This window comes from Rhodococcus sp. NPDC003382 (assembly GCF_053589135.1).
Window position 1 is genome coordinate 97,497 of record NZ_JBSFRH010000016.1, and the last position, 18,205, is coordinate 115,701.

The window sequence follows — 18,205 nt, forward strand, 5'->3', positions numbered from 1 at the left end:
CGGCCGTAGTGATACCAGGCCGTTCTCACAGCTCCCGGCGCATCGCGGTCCTCGGCCACCGGTCCAGGCCGTGGCGCGCCTCCGCGGCGCGGATCTCCCGCAGTTCGGGGCCGAGGTGCGCGTCGTCGACGAACCGGAACCCGAGGCGCTCGTAGTACGGGCCGTTCCAGGGCACGTCCACGTACGTGGTGAGCGTCAAGGCGCGGTGGCCGCGGTCGCGGGCCCACTGCGTGACGTGCTCGATGAGCATCCTCCCGATCCCGCGGTGCGCGTGGTCGGGATGCACCGAGACCTGCTCGATGTGGGCGTGCCCGTCGACGACGTCGACGATCAGGTAGGCGTCCGGCCGGTTCCCGGAGTCGAGATGCACCCAGGCGCGGTCGCCGTCGCAATAGTGTTGCAGCTCTTCGATGGTGGGCGGCTCGTCGTCGGCGACCACCGTCATGCCGATCTCCGCGAACGGTGCGCCCGCCGCTCGCTCGATGTCCTGGAGGAGCGGCAGATCCGACGAGGTGGCCAGCCGAAGCGGCGGCAGCGCCTTGCTGTAGTAGCGCGCGAACTCGGTGTGCGCGTACCGGCCGTACCGTTCGGCCATCGGGGTGTAGCCGCTCGCCTCGTACAGGGCGATCGCCTCGGGTTGCGCGGTACCGGTCTCCAGGACGATCCGGCGTCGCCCGGCGTCGGTGGCGGTGCGTTCCAGGGCGCCGAGAAGACGCCGGGCGATCCCGCGTCGCCGGGCCGTGTCCCGCACGTACATGCGTTTGATCTCGGCGTCGTCGGGGCGGATACCGGGACAGGACCCGTCGAGGGTGCGCCAGCCGCCCATACCGACGGCCTGTCCCTCGTCGCGGGCGAGCAGGAAGGTGCCGTGGGGTGCGACGAACTCGGCCGGAAGGAGTTCGTTGTCGTCGGGGCCGCCGTAGCGGTGGACGTATTCGAGTTGCAGTTCACCGAGGAGTTCGAGGACAGCCGGGTCGTCGAGGGTGCGCGGTTCGATCAGCACGGAGGGCAGCCTACGCGCTGCGCTTGCCGACGATTCTTGTAACCCCGTAAGATGGTTACATGGTGATGCTGCGTTCCCCGGAGGGGATCGACTTCGAGGTCGATTCCGGATCGCTGTGTGTGGACTTCGTCTACACCGGCGGCGCGGCGGAGCGGGCCCGGTGGGAAACACTCCACACACCCGACGACCTGACGAACTGGATCGCCGCCCGCATGCGGGTCCCGGCCGCACACGTCCGGCTCGGCCCGCACGACGTCGCGCAGGCCAAGGGCCTTCGGGAAGCGCTGTGGCACAGCCTGAACCGATGCATCGACGGCAGTGGACCCAGCCCTTCGGACACCGCGGTCATCGATGCCGCCGCGGCCCGGCCGGACATCGCGCCGCAACTCGCGGCGCCCGGCACGGTCGTCCCGATCACCGGCGACCAGGCCCTGTCGACCCTGGCCCGCGACGCCGTCGACCTGCTCGGCGGACCGCGCGCGTCCAGGATCAAACGCTGCGCCGCCGACGACTGCCCGCTCGTCTTCGTCGACACCTCGCGCGCCGGCAACCGCCGGTGGTGCTCGATGGCCCGGTGCGGCAACCGGGACAAGGTCCGCGCACATCGACGGAAGGAACAGGCATGACCGACACCGTCGGCAAGACCAGGGACGCCGGCTGGCAGATCGGCGTCTCCAAGACACTCCCGCACCCGATCGACGCGGTGTGGTCGCTGATCGTCGAAGAACCGGGCCTCTGGCTCGGCGCAGGCGCCGTGATCCCGCACGAGAAGGGAGAGCAGTGGCAGGCGGACGACGGAACCGGTGGGGAACTGCGCAGCCGTCACGAGTTCGATCGCGTGCGCCTGACCTGGCGCCCTCCGACGTGGCATCACGACACCACGGTGCAGGTGGCGGTGCAGGCCGGCCCGACGGGCACCGTCCTGAGATTCCACCAGGAACGCCTCGCCGGCCCCGACGAACGGCAGCGGCAACGCACTCATTGGCAGGCGGCGCTGGCCCGGGTCGAACGCGCGCTCGAACAGGTGACGGGCACCGCATAACATCGGGGCGGTGAACCGGAACCTCGACACCGCCCGCTGGCCCGACATCGCGCCGGGCCATGCGACCGTCGCCGTTCCGGTCGGCGCCTTCGAGCAGCACGGACCGCACCTGCCGCTGGACACGGACACGCGCATCGCGACCGCGGTCACGGGAGCGCTGCCGGACGTGGTGACCGCGCCGGCGGTGGCCTACGGGGCCAGTGGTGAACACGAGGCGTTCGCGGGCACCGTCTCGATCGGCGCCGAGGTCATGGAATCACTGCTCGTCGAATACGGCCGGTCGGTGTGCCGGTGGGCCGCGCGCGTCGTGTTCGTCAACGGCCACGGTGGCAACGCGCACGCCCTCGCGAAAGCGGTTGCCCTGCTGCGCTACGAGGGCCGGGACGCCGCGTGGCTGCCGTGCGCGGTACCCGGTGGGGATGCGCATGCCGGGGACACGGAGACCAGCCTGCTGCTGCACCTGGCACCCGAGGTCGTGGCAATGGACCGCGCCGAGGTGGGTTCGACGGAATCCATCGCGACTCTGCTGCCCCGATTGCGGGAGGGCGGTATCGTCGCCGTGTCGGCGAACGGGGTGCTGGGCGATCCCACGGCCGCCACCGCGGAGCGGGGAGCCCGGATGTTCGCAGACCTGGTCGAACGTGCGACTGCACAGGTTGCCCGCTGGCAGCCCGGTGCAGAGGGGAGACTCCGGTGACACAGGGCGCAACGAAGCGCACTCCCACGTCGCGGCTGCCCGACGGTTTCGGCGTCCGGATCGACCCTCGGGTGCGGGCGTTCTCCGCCGGACGGGTGCTCATCGGTGGGTCACCGACCCGCATGCTCAAACTCGCCCCGGCCGCGGCTGCGATGCTCGACGACGGCTACCTGAGGGTGGTCGATTCGAGGACCGCGGTCGTGGCCCGCCGGCTCCTCGACTCGGGGGTCGGCAACCCCCGGCCCACAGCCCTGCCGTCGACCTCGGACGTGACCGTCGTGGTCCCGGCGAAGGACAACCCTGCCGGTCTGCGGCGGCTGCTGCAGGCGCTCGAATCGGTCCGGGTGATCGTCGTCGACGACGGATCCGAAACGCCCTTCGTCGCACCCGAGGCCGGACGGGTGACGGTCCTGCGCCACGAGACGTCGCGGGGACCCGCGGCTGCCCGGAACACCGGAATGCGGGCGGCCACAACACCGTTCGTGGCATTCCTGGATTCCGACGTGGTGCCCCGAATCGGCTGGCTCGAGGCGATTCTCGGGCACTTCACCGATCCCGCGGTCGCGCTCGTCGCTCCGCGCATCGTCGCGCTCGACCCGGACAGTGCCCCGCTCGCACGGTACGAACACGCCCGGTCGTCGCTGGATCTCGGACGCCGTGAAGCCGCGGTGGTCGCGGGCAGTCCCGTCGCCTACGTACCGAGCGCCGCGATGGTGGTGCGCCGCGACGTGCTGGACGAACTCGGCGGGTTCGACGAGACCATGCACGTCGCGGAGGACGTCGACCTGTGCTGGCGACTGCAGCAGTCCGGCTGGCGGCTCCGTTACGAGCCGGTCGCGCGGGTCGCGCACGACCACCGGATCGGATTCCGGAAGTGGTTCACCCGCAAGGCTTTCTACGGAACCGGTGCTGCTCCGCTGGCGGCGCGCCATCCCGGGTCCGTCGCCCCGATGGTGATGTCGGTGTGGACGTTGTTCGCCTGCGTCGCCGCCGCCACGTGCACCCGCCTCGGGGCGCTCGGTTCGGCGATCTCGCTGCTCGTGACCCTGCTGCGGTTGCGGCGCATGTTCACCGAACTGGACCAGCCCACCCGCATCGCCGCGGTGCTCACCGCGCAGGGTTTCGCCGGGGGCATGTGGCAGCTCGCCTCAGCTCTCTGCCGGCACTACTGGCCGGTCACCCTCGTCGCTTCGCTGTTCTCCTCCCGGATACGGCGGACGGTCGCGGCTTTTGCTGTCGCGGAAGGACTCTGGGACTGGTTCGGGCATCGCGAGGAAGGCGGTCTCGACCCCGTGCGCTACGTGCTCTACAAACGGCTCGACGATCTCGCATACGGTGCCGGACTGTGGAAGGGTGCGCTCGATGCCCGCGACCCGGCCGCACTGATCCCCGACATCCGGAACTGACGTGCTGCCGGCGCACGCCGACGTCGTCGTGGTCGGTGGAGGAAGCTGCGGGTCCGTGGTCGCGGCACGGCTCAGCGACGATCCGGATCGATCCGTGCTGCTTGTCGAGGCCGGACCCGGGTACCGGACCGTGCACGAGACTCCGGACGAAATCCGCACTGCTACAATCGTTCCCGTCGGTCCGGGCAGTGTCTGGGCGACTCGTTACACGGCGCGGCTCACCGCCGAGGTCGCCACCACGGTGGCGCGGGGACGGGTCCTCGGCGGTTCCGGTGCCGTCAACGGAGCGTACTTCGTGCGGGCCCGGCCCGGTGATCTCGCCCGCTGGCCGGCGTCGTGGGCGTACGACGAGGTGCTCGCCGACTTCCGAGCCCTCGAAACCGACTCCGACTTTCCCGGCGACCTGCACGGCAGCGACGGTCCCGTGCCGGTCGGGCGGGTCCCGTGGGATCGGCTGCACCCGGTGTCCGCCGCGTTCCACGAGACTGCGGTCGCGGCGGGATTCGCGGCCGTCGACGACCTCAATGTTCCCGGCCCCGACGGCGTCGGCCGCGTCCCGCTCAACATCCGCGACGGGATGCGCGTCGGTCCCGCGCTCGCGTACCTGCTGCCGGTCCTGCGCCGGACGAACCTGACGGTGGCCACCGGCACGGAGGTGCTGCGGATCGTCCTGGCGAACGGTCGCGCGGTGGGGGTCGAGGTCGCCGACGGAGCGGGCACCCGACAGATCACGGCCGGTCACGTCGTGGTGTGTGCGGGTGCCGTGCACTCGCCGCAACTGCTGATGCTCTCCGGCATCGGCCCCGCCGACGAACTGCGGCGACTCGGAATCGCGGTGCTGCACGACCTTCCGGGGGTCGGCCGGGACTTCACCGACCATCCCGAGGTGGCGATCGGATACCGCTACCGGCGTGAACTGCCGACGGGGGCGCCGCTGCTCGAGACGGTTCTGCACACCCGGTCCCTCGAATTGCGCCCGTACACCGTGCCGTTCGGCACGGCGATCCCGGGAAGCGGCGTCGCCGACCCGGTGCTCGGCGTCGTGCTCACCCGGCCCCGCAGCCGCGGACGGATTCTGCTCGATCCCGCCGATCCCCGGTCCGCGCCCGTCCTGGACTACCGCTATCTCGAGCACCCGCAGGATCGTGCCGACCTCCGGGAGGGTGTCCACCTCGCCACGGACATGCTCGGCGCGATGACCGACCTCGTCGACACGGGCAGTCGCACCACGCACCTCGGGACGTCCTTGCACCTGTCCGGCACGTGCCGGATGGGCACGGACGACGGGTCGGTCGTCGACGAACGGTGCCGCGTCCACGGCATCGACGGTCTGAGCGTCGTCGACACCTCCGTGTTCCCCGAGGTGCCGAGCCGCGGCCCCCACGCCACCGCCGTGATGCTCGCCCACCGCGTCGGTGTGTCTTTGTGGCGGTCGGGGGCGCCACAAAGACACACCGGGCGCTTGGCGCCACCTGTGTGACCTGGACTACAGTGTCGGCAAGGAGGACGCCGGTAGATGACCCAGACAACGAAGCCGTCGGTGAACCCGTGGGTGGCGCTGCGGCCCGGGGACGACGCCGCCGCACACGCGCTGCGCATGTCGTCGGCCCACCGGACATTCCTGGATGCGCGCGAGGGCACGTCGGCGGTCCGCTCGGTCGTGCGCGACTCGTGGTTGCGCAGCGTCGAACGTGGCATCGACCCGGATTCGGTGGACCAGCCGAGCCTGCTCACCGGCGTCGACCTGGAGGAATACCGCTCGGGGCATCCGATGGCGCTGATCCGTCCGGTCGTGCGCAAACTCCTCGTCGAGGACGCCGCCGACGACGGTCTGCTCGTCGCGATCAGCGACGAGCGCGGCCGGTTGCTGTGGGTCGAGGGTGATCACTCCGCCCGCGACCGGGCGCTGTCGATGAGTTTCGTCGAGGGCGCCGACTGGAGCGAAGACCACGTCGGCACCAATGCTCCCGGAACCGCTCTGGCGCTGGATCATTCGGTGCAGATCTTCGCGGCCGAGCATTTCAACCGGACCGTGCACGACTGGAGTTGTTCGGCGGCGCCGGTGCACGATCCGATCAGCGGCCGCATCCTGGGTGCCATCGACATCACCGGCGGTCCGCGTGTCGCCGTGCCGGAAGTGCTGCAACTCGTCCGTGCGACCGTCGCTGCCGCCGAGGCGGAGCTGCGGTTGCACCTCATGAGCGCCCCGCATCTGCTGACCGGATCGGCGTCCCGCCTCGAGACGTTCGGGTCGGGCCGGCCGATGCTGCACCGCAACGGGCAGCGGATCCCGTTGTCGCAGCGGCACGCCGAGATCCTGTTGCTGCTCGCCGATCATCCGGAGGGGCTCGGTGCGGACCGTCTCGCGGTCCTGCTCGACGAGGCCGAACTCGACTCGGTGACGATTCGCGCCGAGATGTCGCGGCTGCGCAAGACCTTCGGATCGGATCGGGTGGGATCGCGGCCGTATCGGCTGCTCGGCGACCTCGTCACCGATGTCGCCGACGTCCGTGCCGCTCTCGACCGCGGCGACACCGCGACCGCGGTGCGCTTGTACACCGGGCCGGTGCTGCCCGGATCGGCCGCGCCGGGGATCGAGGAGATCCGCGACGAACTGCGCACCCGCGTGCAGGCGGCGCTGCTGCGCGCCGGCGATGCGCACCTGCTGGCGCAGTGGACGTCGTCGGTGCACGGCCGCGACGACCTCACCGCCTGGTCCGCGTACCTCACCGCCCTCGATCCCGGTTCGGCGATGTATGCGCAGGTCAAGGCCAGGATCGATCTGTTGGATCGGCAGCTCGCAACGTAGTTGCAACCCCGTTGCTCCTAGTGTTCCGGATCACACCCCGCGAGGGGACGATCCGACCGTCCCGCACCCAGTGCGGCCCGACGACACGCAGGAGAGACACCGATGACCGTGTACGCCCGCCCCGGTTCACCCGACGCCCTGATGTCCTTCCAGGCCCGCTACGACAACTGGATCGGCGGCCAGTGGGTCGCGCCGGTCAAGGGGCAGTACTTCGAGAACGTCACCCCGGTCACCGGGCAGCCCTTCACCGAGGTAGCCCGGTCCACCGAGGAGGACATCGAACTCGCGCTCGACGCCGCGCACGCCGCCGCCCCGGCGTGGGGCAAGACCTCGCCCGCCGAGCGCGCGATCATCCTCAACAAGATCGCCGACCGCATCGAGGAGAACCTCGAGTCGATCGCGCTCGCCGAGTCGTGGGACAACGGCAAGCCGATCCGCGAAACCCTCAACGCGGACATCCCGCTCGCGATCGACCACTTCCGCTACTTCGCGGGAGCCATTCGCGCGCAGGAAGGTTCGATCTCCGAGATCGATTCCGAGACGGTCGCGTACCACTTCCACGAGCCGCTCGGTGTCGTCGGCCAGATCATCCCGTGGAACTTCCCGATCCTCATGGCCGTGTGGAAGCTCGCTCCCGCGCTGGCTGCGGGCAACGCGGTCGTCCTCAAGCCGGCAGAGCAGACCCCGGCGTCGATCCTGTACCTGATCTCCGTCATCGGCGATCTGTTGCCGCCCGGTGTGGTGAACATCGTCAACGGTTTCGGTGTGGAAGCCGGCAAGCCGCTCGCGTCGAGCCCGCGCATCCGCAAGATCGCGTTCACCGGCGAAACCACCACCGGCCGCCTGATCATGCAGTACGCGTCGCAGAACCTGATCCCGGTCACCCTCGAACTCGGCGGCAAGAGCCCGAACATCTTCTTCTCCGACGTCCTGTCCGCGAACGACGACTACCAGGACAAGGCGCTCGAGGGCTTCACCATGTTCGCGCTCAACCAGGGCGAGGTGTGCACGTGCCCGTCCCGCGCGCTGATCCAGCAGGACATCTTCGACGAGTTCCTGTCGCTCGCCGCGGTCCGCACGAAGGCGGTCCGTCAGGGCAACCCGCTCGACACCGACACCATGATCGGCGCGCAGGCATCCAACGACCAGCTCGAGAAGATCCTGTCCTACATCGAGATCGGCAAGAACGAGGGCGCCACCGTCATCACCGGTGGTGAGCGCGCCGACCTCGGCGGCGACCTGTCCGGGGGCTACTACGTCCAGCCGACGGTGTTCAGCGGCCACAACAAGATGCGGATCTTCCAGGAGGAGATCTTCGGTCCCGTCGTGTCGGTCACCTCGTTCGAGGACTTCGACGACGCGATCTCCATCGCCAACGACACCCTGTACGGTCTCGGCGCCGGCGTGTGGTCCCGCGACGGCGGCGTCGCCTACCGGGCCGGTCGCGCCATCCAGGCCGGGCGGGTGTGGACGAACACCTACCACCAGTACCCGGCGCACGCGGCATTCGGTGGCTACAAGCAGTCCGGCATCGGTCGCGAGAACCACCACATGATGCTCGACCACTACCAGCAGACGAAGAACCTCCTGGTGTCCTACGCCCCCAAGGCCCAGGGCTTCTTCTGATCGACCGCCCGCTCACCCGCCAGTACTCCCGAGCGAATGTATCGTTCAGTCGATTGAAGGAGACGAACGATACATTCGCTCGGGTGCGGGTGGTGGGCAGCAGAACGTCGGGACGCCAGAAAGGACCGCACGCATGCCTGTTCCGCCGCGCGTCGTCGCCACTGCAGACGCCGTCGAACTCCTGCGCCGCCTCGTCGACCGGCACGGGCCGCTGATGATGCACCAGTCCGGCGGGTGCTGCGACGGGTCGGCGCCGATGTGTTACCCGGACGGCGAGTTCGTCGTCGGCGACCGCGACGTGCTGCTCGGTCTGCTCGACCTGCGGCTTGCGGTGGGGGAGACCGCCCCCACGCTTCCCGGCGACCGGGACGCGGTGCCGGTGTGGATCTCCGGTTCCCAGTTCGACGCGTGGAAGCACACCCGGCTCGTGCTCGACGTCGTACCCGGTCGCGGCTCGGGGTTCAGTCTGGAGGCGCCCGAGGGGTTGCGGTTCCTCAGCCGCGGCGTCGTGTTCACCGACGACGAGAACGCGGCACTCGCCTCCGCCACACTCATTTCCGGGGCGCCCCTGCTCGGCAGGGACTGGGCGGCCGGTGCCCGCCCGGAACCGGCGACCGAGCCGACCGTGGTCGCCGAGGCCGCCGACGCGTGCCCCGTCCCACCCACGCGCGGCGCCACCTCGTAACTCTTCCGTGACCTTGCGCTGACGCAGCATGTACACATCGCCCGTACCGTGAGATCGCGCGGTGTTCTCGGCGTGCCCGGTCGACCCGGCGGGCTCCCGTCGACGAGAAGAGGAACCATGGCTCCACCCGATCCGATCGCAGCCGGTGCCGAGGCAGCCCTCCACCACGACGGCGTCGACGCCCACCTCGAAAGCAGCGAGTACCTCGAGAAGCGCAGCCTCCGAAAGGGTTCCGCGGGCTGGGTGCTGCTCGCCGGTCTCGGCGTGAGCTACGTGATCTCCGGCGACTACGCCGGCTGGAACAACGGCCTGGCCGAAGGCGGGTTCGGCGGCCTGCTCGTCGCCTCGATCGTCATCGCCGGCATGTACTCCGCCATGGTGCTCGGCATGGCCGAACTGTCCTCGGCGCTGCCCGCCGCCGGCGGAGGCTACACCTTCGCCCGGCGTGCGCTCGGTCCGTGGGGCGGGTTCGCCACCGGCACAGCGATTCTCATCGAATACGCGATCGCTCCTGCCGCCATCGCCACGTTCATCGGCGCCTACGTCGAATCACTGGACCTGTTCGGCATCACCGACGGCTGGTGGGTGTACCTCGCGGTCTACGCGATATTCATCGGCATCCACCTCACCGGCGCCGGTGAGGCGCTCAAGGCGATGTTCGTGATCACCGCCATCGCCCTCGTCGGGCTCGTGGTGTTCGCCGTGTCCGCGGCCGGGCTCTTCGACAGCGCCAACCTGACCGATATCCCCGTCGACGAGAGCGCGGCCGGGGCATCGGCGTTCCTGCCGTTCGGACTGATCGGCGTGTGGGCGGCCGTGCCGTTCGCGATCTGGTTCTTCCTCGCGGTCGAAGGGGTCCCGCTCGCGGCCGAGGAGGCCACGGAACCGGAGAAGAACGTCCCCAAGGGGATCATCGTGTCGATGGTAGTCCTGTTGGTCACCGGTGCGACGGTGCTGTTCCTCGCGACCGGCGCCCTCGGCTCCGAGGAGCTGTCCACGTCCGGGAATCCGCTCGTCGAGGCGCTCGGCGACACCGGCGCGGCCAAGGTCGTCAACTACATCGGTCTCGCCGGGCTGATCGCGAGCTTCTTCTCGATCATGTACGCGTATTCGCGTCAGACGTTCGCGCTCTCGCGGGCGGGCTACCTCCCGACGAGCCTGTCGGTGACCAACAGGCGCAAGGCGCCGATGCTCGCGCTGATCGTCCCCGGCGTCATCGGCTTCGCGCTGTCGTTGACCGGCGAAGGTGCGATGCTGTTGAACATGGCAGTGTTCGGGGCCGCTCTGAGCTATGTGCTGATGATGGTGAGCCACATCGTGCTGCGCGTCCGCGAACCCGGCATGCCGCGTCCGTACCGCACGCCCGGCGGCGTGGTCACGACATCCTTCGCCCTGGTCGTCGCCGCGATCGCGGTCGTCGCGACCTTCCTGGTCGACCCGATCGCCGCACTGTGGACCCTCGGCGCCTTCGCCGCGTTCATGGCGTACTTCGGGCTCTACAGCCGGCACCGGCTCGTCGCGAACTCCCCGGACGAGGAATTCGCCGCCCTCGCTGCCGCGGAGGCCGAACTGAAGTGACGATCTACACCCGGCAGCTCGCCGGCACGACCTACCGTTTCGACGGCCTCGTCGACCTGCTCGCCAAGGCCACCCCGCTGCGGTCCGGCGACGAATTGGCCGGGTGCGCAGCCGAATCCGACGCAGAACGCGCCGCGGCACAGTGGGCGCTCGCCGAGGTCCCGCTCGACCGGTTCCTCACCGAGACGGTGGTGCCGTACGAGTCGGACGAGGTCACCCGGCTGATCCTCGACCGGCACGACCGTGACGCGTTCCGGCCGATCGCGCACCTGACCGTCGGAGGCCTGCGCGACCGGTTGCTCACCGACGCCACGGCCCCCGACGCGGCCGACACGTTCGCCGCCCTGGCGCCGGGCTTGACACCCGAAATGGTCTCTGCCGTCAGCAAACTCATGAGCAATCAGGATCTCGTCGCGGTGGCCCGCGCGGTCACCGTCACGACCGGGTTCCGCACGACCGTCGGCCCGCCGGGCCGCCTCGCGACCCGCCTGCAGCCCAACCATCCGACCGACGACCCGCGCGGCATCGCCGCCGCGACCCTGGACGGGCTGCTCATGGGTTGCGGCGACGCCGTCGTCGGTGTCAATCCGGCGTCCGATTCCCCGCAGGCCACCGCGGATCTGCTGCATCTGCTCGACGAGATGCGGCAGCGTTTCGCGATTCCGATGCAGTCGTGTGTGCTCTCGCACGTCACCACCACCGTCGGGTTGATCGAGGCCGGTGCCCCGGTCGATCTGGTGTTCCAGTCGATCGCCGGCACCGAGGGAGCGAACACCGGTTTCGGGGTGAACCTGTCGATGCTGCGGGAGGCGCACGACGCGGCACGTTCGCTCGGGCGCGGCACCGTCGGCGACAACGCCATGTACTTCGAGACCGGTCAGGGCTCGGCGTTGTCCGCCGGTGCGCACCTCGGTACCGGCGGCCGCCCGGTCGATCAGCAGACCCTCGAGGCCCGCGCCTACGCGGTCGCGCGAGAGTTCGATCCGCTGCTGGTCAACACGGTCGTCGGGTTCATCGGGCCGGAATATCTCTACAACGGGAAACAGATCGTGCGGGCCGGCCTCGAGGACCACTTCTGCGGCAAGCTGCTGGGCCTGCCGATGGGCGTCGACGTCTGCTACACGAACCACGCCGAGGCCGACCAGGACGACATGGACACGCTGCTCACGCTGCTCGGCGTCGCCGGCGTCTCGTTCGTGATCACGGTGCCCGGCGCCGACGACGTGATGCTCGGCTACCAGTCCCTGTCCTTCCACGACGCCCTGTACGTGCGGCGGGCCCTCGGGTTGCGGCCTGCCCCGGAATTCGAGCACTGGCTGCGCGGACTGGGCATGGCCGACGACGACGGGAGGATCCTGCCGGTCGACCCGGCCGCCTCCCCGCTGCGTGCACTCACCGGTGGTGCCGCATGACGGCGGACTTCTGGGGACCGCTGCGCGCGGTCACGCAGGCGCGCATCGGACTCGGGCGGGCGGGCGACGGTGTCCCGACCGCGCGGATGCTCGAGTTCCGGGCCGCGCACGCCGCTGCCCGCGATGCCGTGCACCAGCCGCTCGACGTGGAAACCCTTGCCGCGCAGATCGACCGGGTGGGGATCGGCACTCCGGTGGTGGTGCGCAGCCGGGTCCGTGACCGTGGCGAATACCTGCGGCGGCCCGATCTGGGCCGGATCCCCGACGACCTCGGCGACGTTCCCGCGACCGGCGCGGACATCGGCATCGTGCTCGCCGACGGACTGTCGCCGCGTGCGCTGGCCGAGCACGGTGCGGCGCTCGTCGCCGCGATCGTCGCCGCCCTGCCGCGGCACCTGACGGTGGCGCCCCCGGTGATCGCGACCTCGGCGCGGGTCGCGCTCGGCGACCACATCGGTGCGGCCCTCGGTGTCCGCACCGTGCTGGTGGTGATCGGGGAGCGGCCGGGGCTGTCCGTGGCCGACAGTCTCGGGGTGTATCTCACCCACGATCCGAAGCCCGGCCGGACGGACGCCGAACGCAACTGCGTGTCCAACATCCATCCGCCCGGCGGGCTCGGCTACGACAGTGCCGCCCGGGTCGTCGCCGGTCTGGTCGACGGCGCGCGACGGCTGGGCCGGTCCGGTGTCGAGCTCAAGGACACCTCGCGTGCCGTCGGACCGGGGGAGACCGTCGCCGGATCAGTTGCCGGTGAGTAGCCGCTCGAGGTCGTCGAGAACCCGCATGGCACCGGTGGGTCCGAGGCCCAGGAACCACGTCTCGTCGCTGACGGCCACGGCCTTGCCGTTCTTCACGGCTTCCAGGTTCGCCCACAGCGGGCCGCCGACGACCTCGGCCTGTGCGTCCTGCGCGCCGTAGTTGGAGTAGAAGACCCAGTCGCCGTCGGCTTCGGTGATCGTCTCCGGACTGATCTCCGCGGCGAGTTCGTCGATGTTCTGGATCTCGGGGCGGCGCAGGCCCACGTCCTGCAGGATCACGCCGATGAACGACTTGTTCGCGTAGAGCCGGATCTTGCCGGACATGAAACGCACCAGCGAGATGCTCGGATCACCGGAGATCGCGGCGCGCACCTCGTCGGCACGGGTCTGGTACGCGTTGAGCTGCGCTTCCGCGGTGTCCTCCTCGCCGAGCGCGTCCGCGACGAGCAGGAAGTCCTCCTTCCACGGGAAGCCGGGGCGGATCGCCAGCACGGTCGGGGCGATCGTCGACAGCTGCGGGTACAGCTTGTCCACGCGCAACTTGCTGCCGAGGATCAGGTCCGGCTTCAGCGCGGTGATGGCCTCGAGGTCGAGGTTGTTGATCGTGCCGACGTCGGCGACGCCGTCGAGCTTGTCGGCGAGGTAGGAGGGCTGCCCGGCGGCGCCTTCGGGGCTGGCAAGGCCGACGGGCGTAACGCCCAGCGACAGCACGGCGTCGAGTTCGCCGCTGTCGAGGACAACGACGCGCTCCGGCTTCGCGGGGATCTCGACTTCGCCGAGGGCGTGGGTGACGGTGCGGGGGAACCGGCCCGGGGCGGCGTCGCTGCCGAGCTTCGCGGTCTCCTCGTCGGCTGTGGAGAACAGTTGGCCGCCGGTGGCCACGTCGGTGTTGCCGGCGGCCGAGCCGCTGCTGCCGGGGTCGGTGCCGCCGCACGCGGTGAGGGCGAAGGTGAGCAGGAGGGAGGCGGCGACGAACCGGCCGCGGGTGGAGCGAATACGCATGGATGCGGAGCCTATCCTAACTCCATCGTCCCGGGGCGGGCCGTGAACGCCGAGGTCGGGTTCTGTGCACCCGCACCCCGTGGGCGAGAATCGAGGCACCGTCCGACCGGGCGGGACGGACCCGCCCGCGGGCCGGGCGATGAGGAGTGGGATATGGCGTTCGCAGGAAATGTCGACGAGCTGGCGCTGCTGCAGACGGTGTCGTTGAAGAAGGCTGTCACCGCGGAGGTGATCGCCGCTCACCTGGGGGTGGGGGTGAGCGCGGGGCAGGCCGCCTACGACGCGCTGATCGAGCAGGGCAAGGCCACCGAGGAGGGCGGGGCGATCTCGCTGACCGACAAGGGTCGCTCGGAGCTGTCCGATCAGCTCGACGCCGAGCGTGTGTCCATCGACGAGGACTCGATCGCCGAGCTGTTCGAGCAGTTCGAGGCGCTCGACGAGGAGCTCGCCGGCATCCTGGCGGATGTGGAGGCGGACGGCTTCGTCGACGCCCTCGTTGCGCTGGATCGCAAGGCGCAGAACGTTTTCGACGACGTGTCGGCGTTCGTGCCGCGCCTGTCCCGGTACCAGGATCTGTTCGCCGAGGCGCTCGGCAAGGTCAAGGGCGGCGCCCTGACGTGGGCGACCGCCGGCAACATCGATTCCTATGCCACGGTGTGGAACGAGATGCGGGCGGAGCTGGCGGGCGCGGCGGGCCGCTGACGCCTGCCGTCGCCACACGCGTTATCTTTCGTTAAGCGAACTATGTGACCCGTCTCACACCCACCCCCCTTTCGGGGGTAGTGGGGTAGTGAGGCGGGTCACTACTTTTTCCTCCAGTCGCAGCGGACGCCGCCGCGGCCCGGACGGAAAACCAACGGAGGACAACCGTGACCACTGTGTCGACACCGGGGAACGAACCCTCGGTCGCGCCCGGGGGCCGGCGCCCAGTCGCCCCGCCCGCATCCAGCAAGCGCGGCCCCGGCATCCGGCGAGTCGCGATCGCCAGTTGCATCGGCACCACCATCGAGTTCTACGACTTCTTCATCTACGGCACCGCCGCCGCCCTCGTGTTCCCGACGGTGTTCTTCCCCGCCCTCGGAGCCACGGCCGGCACCGTCGCCGCCTTCGCGACGTTCGCCGTCGCGTTCATCGCCCGGCCCGTCGGCGCGATGCTGTTCGGACACTTCGGCGACCGCATCGGCCGCAAGAAGACCCTCGTGTCCACCCTGCTGCTGATGGGTCTCTCGACCCTGCTCATCGGTCTGCTGCCCGGCGCCGAGACCATCGGCGTGGCCGCCCCGATCATCCTGGTGCTCCTGCGATTCGCCCAGGGCTTCGCCGTCGGCGGCGAATGGGCGGGCGCGACCCTGCTCACCGCCGAATACGCCCCGCCCGGCAAACGCGGCCTGTATGCGATGTTCCCCCAGCTCGGGCCCGCGATCGCCTTCGCCCTGTCGAGCGGCACGTTCCTGTTCACCGGCCTCGCGCTCGGCGACACCAACGACGCCTTCCTCACCTACGGCTGGCGAATTCCGTTCCTGTTCAGCATCGTTCTCGTCGCCATCGGCCTCTACATGCGGCTCGCCATCGAGGAGACTCCGGTCTTCCGTGCCGAGGCGGCAGCCCGCGCAGCTGCGGATGACGGAACTGCGGCCACCGGGAAGCGCACCCTGCCGTTCCTCGACGCGCTGCGCTACCAGACCAAGGAGATCCTGCTCTCGGCCGGCGCGCTGGCGATCATGTTCGCCTTCTTCTACATGGGCACCGCCTACCTGACCAGCTACGCGACGAAGACCCTCGGATTCTCGCGACCGTTCGTGCTCGTCGTCGGCATCGCCGCCTCGCTCGTGTTCGGCCTCTCGATCGTGCTCTCCGCGCTGTACTCCGACCGGGTCGGACGCCGCCGCGTCATCATGATCTCCTGCGGCTTCTCCGTCGTGTGGGCGCTGGCGCTGTTCCCGCTGCTCGACACCGGTTCGCCCGCCGCGTTCATCGTCGGCATGGTCGTCACCCTGGCGATCTTCGGCATCGCCTACGGCCCCTGCGGCGCGCTCCTGCCGGAGATGTTCCACACCCGGTACCGCTACACCGGTGCGGGCCTCGGCTACAACCTCGCCGGTGTCCTCGGCGGCGCCATCCCGCCGATGCTCGCCGCACCGCTGGCCGCGTCCTACGGCGGCATCGCGATCGGCGTGATGCTCGCTGTCCTCGGCGTCCTGAGCCTGGTTTGCACCAGGGCGCTCGTCGAGACCCGCGATCGCGCTCTGTAGATCGCGCAGGCGCCCTCCCCATCACCCCCGGGGAGGGCGCCGTTCTCGGCTGTCGTGACGGCAGCAGCTGTCCAGAATTCGAAACATCGGTGGCCCGGAAAGAGTAAGGATGGTGGACGAGTACCACCTACCCGGGCTGCGCACACCCCAGGAGAAATCGATGACCGGCATCGCCACACCCGAACTCCCCAGCTACGCCTCGGGCGCGTGGGAGGTACCGCTGCTCGGTGACACGATCGGCGACAACTTCGACCGAACCGTCGGCCGGCACGGAGACCGGGACGCCCTCGTCGACCGTCCCACCGGCCGGCGCTGGACGTACACCGAGCTCGCCGCCGAAGTCGACGCGCTCGCGCTGGGCCTGCTGCACGCGGGCATCGGCAAGGGCGATCGGGTCGGCATCTGGGCGCCGAACTGTGCCGAATGGGTGCTCGTGCAGTACGCCACCGCCAAGATCGGGGCGATCCTCGTCAACATCAACCCCGCCTACCGGTCGCACGAACTGCAGTACGTGCTTACCCAGGCCGGGATCCGGATGCTGGTCGCCGCGCCGAGTTTCAAGACCTCCGACTACGCCGCGATGATCGCCGAGGTGCGCGGCGACTGCCCGGATCTCGAGCAGGTCGTGCTGCTCGGACTCCCCGAATGGAACGACCTCGTCGAGACCGGCCGGAACGCACTGTCCACGGACCGCACCCGGCTCGCCGCCGCGCAGGCGGACCTGTCCCCGGACGACCCGATCAACATCCAATACACCTCGGGAACAACGGGTTTCCCCAAGGGAGCCACCCTCAGCCACCACAACATCCTCAACAACGGCTTCTTCGTCGGGGAACTGTGCCACTACACCGAGCAGGACAAGGTGTGCATCCCGGTGCCGTTCTATCACTGCTTCGGGATGGTCATGGGCAACCTGGCCTGCACGAGCCACGGTGCCACCATGGTGATTCCGGGTCCGTCGTTCGAACCGGCGCAGACGCTCGCGGCCGTCGCCGAGGAACGCTGCACCTCGCTCTACGGCGTCCCCACGATGTTCATCGCCGAACTCGCCGACCCCGGCTTCGAGGGCTACGACCTGTCGAGCCTGCGTACCGGCATCATGGCGGGCTCGCCGTGCCCCGTCGAGGTGATGAAGCAGGTCATCGATCGCATGGGCATGACCGAGGTGTCCATCTGCTACGGCATGACCGAGACGTCGCCGGTGTCGTTGCAGACCCGCAGCGACGACAGCATCGTCCAGCGGACCGCGACGGTCGGCCGCGTCGGACCGCACCTCGAGGTCAAGATCGTCGATCCGTCGACCGGTCTGACCGTGCCGCGCGGCGAACCCGGGGAACTGTGCACGCGCGGATACTCCGTGATGCTCGGCTACTGGAACCAGCCGGACAAGACCGCCGAAGCCATCGATGCCGCGCGGTGGATGCACACCGGCGACATCGGTGTCATGGACGCCGACGGCTACGTCTCGGTCACCGGCCGCATCAAGGACATGGTGATCCGCGGCGGCGAGAACATCTACCCGCGCGAGATCGAGGAGTTCCTCTACACCCACCCGGACATCCTCGACGCCCAGGTCGTCGGCGTCCCCGACGAGAAGTACGGCGAGGAACTGATGGTGTGGATCAAGATGCGTGAGGGCGCCGAACCGCTCGACGCCGACTCGCTCCGCGAGTACTGCATCGGCAAGCTCGCGCACTACAAGATCCCCCGCTACGTCCACGTCGTCGACGAGTTCCCGATGACGGTCACCGGGAAGATCCGCAAGGTCGAGATGCGGGAACTGTCGGTGGACCTCATCGGCCGATAGTGCGGCTCCGCCGCCGGGTGCCGTTGTGGCGGCTCCGCCGCCGTGTGCCGGTGGTGGGGCTACCACCGCCCCAACACCCACCACCACACCCCGCGAAACGAAGCCGCCACCTGGGGGATATAAAGCGA

The 18,205-nt window shown here is 69.6% G+C and carries 16 protein-coding genes; 14 read left to right on the top strand and 2 right to left on the bottom strand.

The window, feature by feature from the left end; all coding sequences use genetic code 11:
* Nucleotides 1-25: 25 nt before the first annotated feature.
* Complete coding sequence (locus tag ACWDUD_RS13475; RefSeq protein ID WP_197257295.1) at nucleotides 26-1,003, bottom strand: GNAT family N-acetyltransferase; 978 nt, start codon at nucleotides 1,001-1,003, stop codon at nucleotides 26-28.
* Between the two features lie 59 nt (nucleotides 1,004-1,062).
* On the opposite strand from ACWDUD_RS13475, the gene ACWDUD_RS13480 reads away from it, so the two are divergent.
* The 11 genes from ACWDUD_RS13480 to eutC all read left to right on the top strand — a co-directional run bounded on the left by ACWDUD_RS13480 (nucleotide 1,063) and on the right by eutC (nucleotide 13,016).
* Nucleotides 1,063-1,629 (top strand): CGNR zinc finger domain-containing protein, encoded by a 567-nt coding sequence (locus ACWDUD_RS13480; protein ID WP_197257297.1) that lies wholly within the window; start codon nucleotides 1,063-1,065, stop codon nucleotides 1,627-1,629.
* Entirely contained in the window at nucleotides 1,626-2,045 is a 420-nt protein-coding gene (locus tag ACWDUD_RS13485) for an SRPBCC family protein (RefSeq protein WP_450109642.1), read from the top strand. Before ACWDUD_RS13480 ends, ACWDUD_RS13485 begins: the two co-directional genes overlap by 4 nt.
* A 10-nt stretch (nucleotides 2,046-2,055) precedes the next feature.
* Nucleotides 2,056-2,742, top strand: coding sequence for a mycofactocin biosynthesis peptidyl-dipeptidase MftE (mftE, locus tag ACWDUD_RS13490; RefSeq protein WP_450109643.1), 687 nt, complete (start codon nucleotides 2,056-2,058; stop codon nucleotides 2,740-2,742).
* Nucleotides 2,739-4,148, top strand: coding sequence for a mycofactocin biosynthesis glycosyltransferase MftF (gene mftF, locus ACWDUD_RS13495; protein WP_450109644.1), 1,410 nt, complete (start codon nucleotides 2,739-2,741; stop codon nucleotides 4,146-4,148). Before mftE ends, mftF begins: the two co-directional genes overlap by 4 nt.
* A 1-nt stretch (nucleotide 4,149) precedes the next feature.
* Nucleotides 4,150-5,628: a mycofactocin dehydrogenase MftG gene (gene mftG / locus ACWDUD_RS13500; protein ID WP_450109645.1), complete on the top strand. Its 1,479-nt coding sequence runs from the start codon at nucleotides 4,150-4,152 to the stop codon at nucleotides 5,626-5,628.
* 36 nt (nucleotides 5,629-5,664) lie between these two features.
* Nucleotides 5,665-6,957, top strand: coding sequence for a sigma-54-dependent transcriptional regulator family protein (locus tag ACWDUD_RS13505; RefSeq protein ID WP_197257313.1), 1,293 nt, complete (start codon nucleotides 5,665-5,667; stop codon nucleotides 6,955-6,957).
* 102 nt (nucleotides 6,958-7,059) lie between these two features.
* On the top strand, nucleotides 7,060-8,583 hold the full coding sequence (gene adh / locus ACWDUD_RS13510) for an aldehyde dehydrogenase (RefSeq protein ID WP_197257315.1): 1,524 nt from the start codon (nucleotides 7,060-7,062) through the stop codon (nucleotides 8,581-8,583).
* A 133-nt stretch (nucleotides 8,584-8,716) separates the two neighbouring features.
* Entirely contained in the window at nucleotides 8,717-9,268 is a 552-nt protein-coding gene (locus ACWDUD_RS13515; protein WP_197257317.1) for a DUF779 domain-containing protein, read from the top strand.
* Between the two features lie 117 nt (nucleotides 9,269-9,385).
* Entirely contained in the window at nucleotides 9,386-10,846 is a 1,461-nt protein-coding gene (eat, locus tag ACWDUD_RS13520) for an ethanolamine permease (RefSeq protein WP_450109646.1), read from the top strand.
* A complete protein-coding gene (locus ACWDUD_RS13525) occupies nucleotides 10,843-12,258 on the top strand; it encodes an ethanolamine ammonia-lyase subunit EutB (protein WP_450109647.1) in 1,416 nt (471 codons plus the stop codon). The genes eat and ACWDUD_RS13525 overlap by 4 nt, the downstream gene beginning before the upstream one ends.
* Nucleotides 12,255-13,016: an ethanolamine ammonia-lyase subunit EutC gene (eutC, locus tag ACWDUD_RS13530; RefSeq protein ID WP_197257319.1), complete on the top strand. Its 762-nt coding sequence runs from the start codon at nucleotides 12,255-12,257 to the stop codon at nucleotides 13,014-13,016. The genes ACWDUD_RS13525 and eutC overlap by 4 nt, the downstream gene beginning before the upstream one ends.
* Here the strand turns inward: eutC and ACWDUD_RS13535 are convergent.
* Nucleotides 12,999-14,018 (bottom strand): ABC transporter substrate-binding protein, encoded by a 1,020-nt coding sequence (locus ACWDUD_RS13535; RefSeq protein WP_197257321.1) that lies wholly within the window; start codon nucleotides 14,016-14,018, stop codon nucleotides 12,999-13,001. The genes eutC and ACWDUD_RS13535 overlap by 18 nt on opposite strands.
* Before the next feature lie 153 nt (nucleotides 14,019-14,171).
* On the opposite strand from ACWDUD_RS13535, the gene ACWDUD_RS13540 reads away from it, so the two are divergent.
* The 3 genes from ACWDUD_RS13540 (at nucleotide 14,172) to ACWDUD_RS13550 (ending at nucleotide 18,077) form a co-directional block, all read left to right on the top strand.
* Nucleotides 14,172-14,720, top strand: coding sequence for a hypothetical protein (locus tag ACWDUD_RS13540; protein ID WP_248676539.1), 549 nt, complete (start codon nucleotides 14,172-14,174; stop codon nucleotides 14,718-14,720).
* Between the two features lie 167 nt (nucleotides 14,721-14,887).
* Nucleotides 14,888-16,270 carry an MFS transporter gene (locus tag ACWDUD_RS13545; RefSeq protein ID WP_450109648.1) on the top strand — a complete coding sequence of 461 codons (1,383 nt, stop codon included), beginning with the start codon at nucleotides 14,888-14,890 and terminating at the stop codon, nucleotides 16,268-16,270.
* A gap of 160 nt (nucleotides 16,271-16,430) precedes the next feature.
* The gene (locus tag ACWDUD_RS13550) at nucleotides 16,431-18,077 is read left to right on the top strand and encodes an AMP-binding protein (RefSeq protein WP_450109649.1); all 1,647 of its coding nucleotides are present in this window, start codon (nucleotides 16,431-16,433) and stop codon (nucleotides 18,075-18,077) included.
* Nucleotides 18,078-18,205: the final 128 nt, after the last annotated feature.

What these genes read in the sequence shown, in the direction of transcription:
- ACWDUD_RS13480 (WP_197257297.1), top strand. Translation starts at nt 1,063, where the DNA reads ATGGTGATGCTGCGTTCCCCGGAGGGGATCGACTTCGAGGTCGATTCC.
- ACWDUD_RS13485 (WP_450109642.1), top strand. Translation starts at nt 1,626, where the DNA reads ATGACCGACACCGTCGGCAAGACCAGGGACGCCGGCTGGCAGATCGGC.
- ACWDUD_RS13505 (WP_197257313.1), top strand. Translation starts at nt 5,665, where the DNA reads ATGACCCAGACAACGAAGCCGTCGGTGAACCCGTGGGTGGCGCTGCGG.
- adh (WP_197257315.1), top strand. Translation starts at nt 7,060, where the DNA reads ATGACCGTGTACGCCCGCCCCGGTTCACCCGACGCCCTGATGTCCTTC.
- ACWDUD_RS13515 (WP_197257317.1), top strand. Translation starts at nt 8,717, where the DNA reads ATGCCTGTTCCGCCGCGCGTCGTCGCCACTGCAGACGCCGTCGAACTC.
- eat (WP_450109646.1), top strand. Translation starts at nt 9,386, where the DNA reads ATGGCTCCACCCGATCCGATCGCAGCCGGTGCCGAGGCAGCCCTCCAC.
- eutC (WP_197257319.1), top strand. Translation starts at nt 12,255, where the DNA reads ATGACGGCGGACTTCTGGGGACCGCTGCGCGCGGTCACGCAGGCGCGC.
- ACWDUD_RS13535 (WP_197257321.1), bottom strand. Translation starts at nt 14,018, where the DNA reads ATGCGTATTCGCTCCACCCGCGGCCGGTTCGTCGCCGCCTCCCTCCTG.
- ACWDUD_RS13540 (WP_248676539.1), top strand. Translation starts at nt 14,172, where the DNA reads ATGGCGTTCGCAGGAAATGTCGACGAGCTGGCGCTGCTGCAGACGGTG.
- ACWDUD_RS13550 (WP_450109649.1), top strand. Translation starts at nt 16,431, where the DNA reads ATGACCGGCATCGCCACACCCGAACTCCCCAGCTACGCCTCGGGCGCG.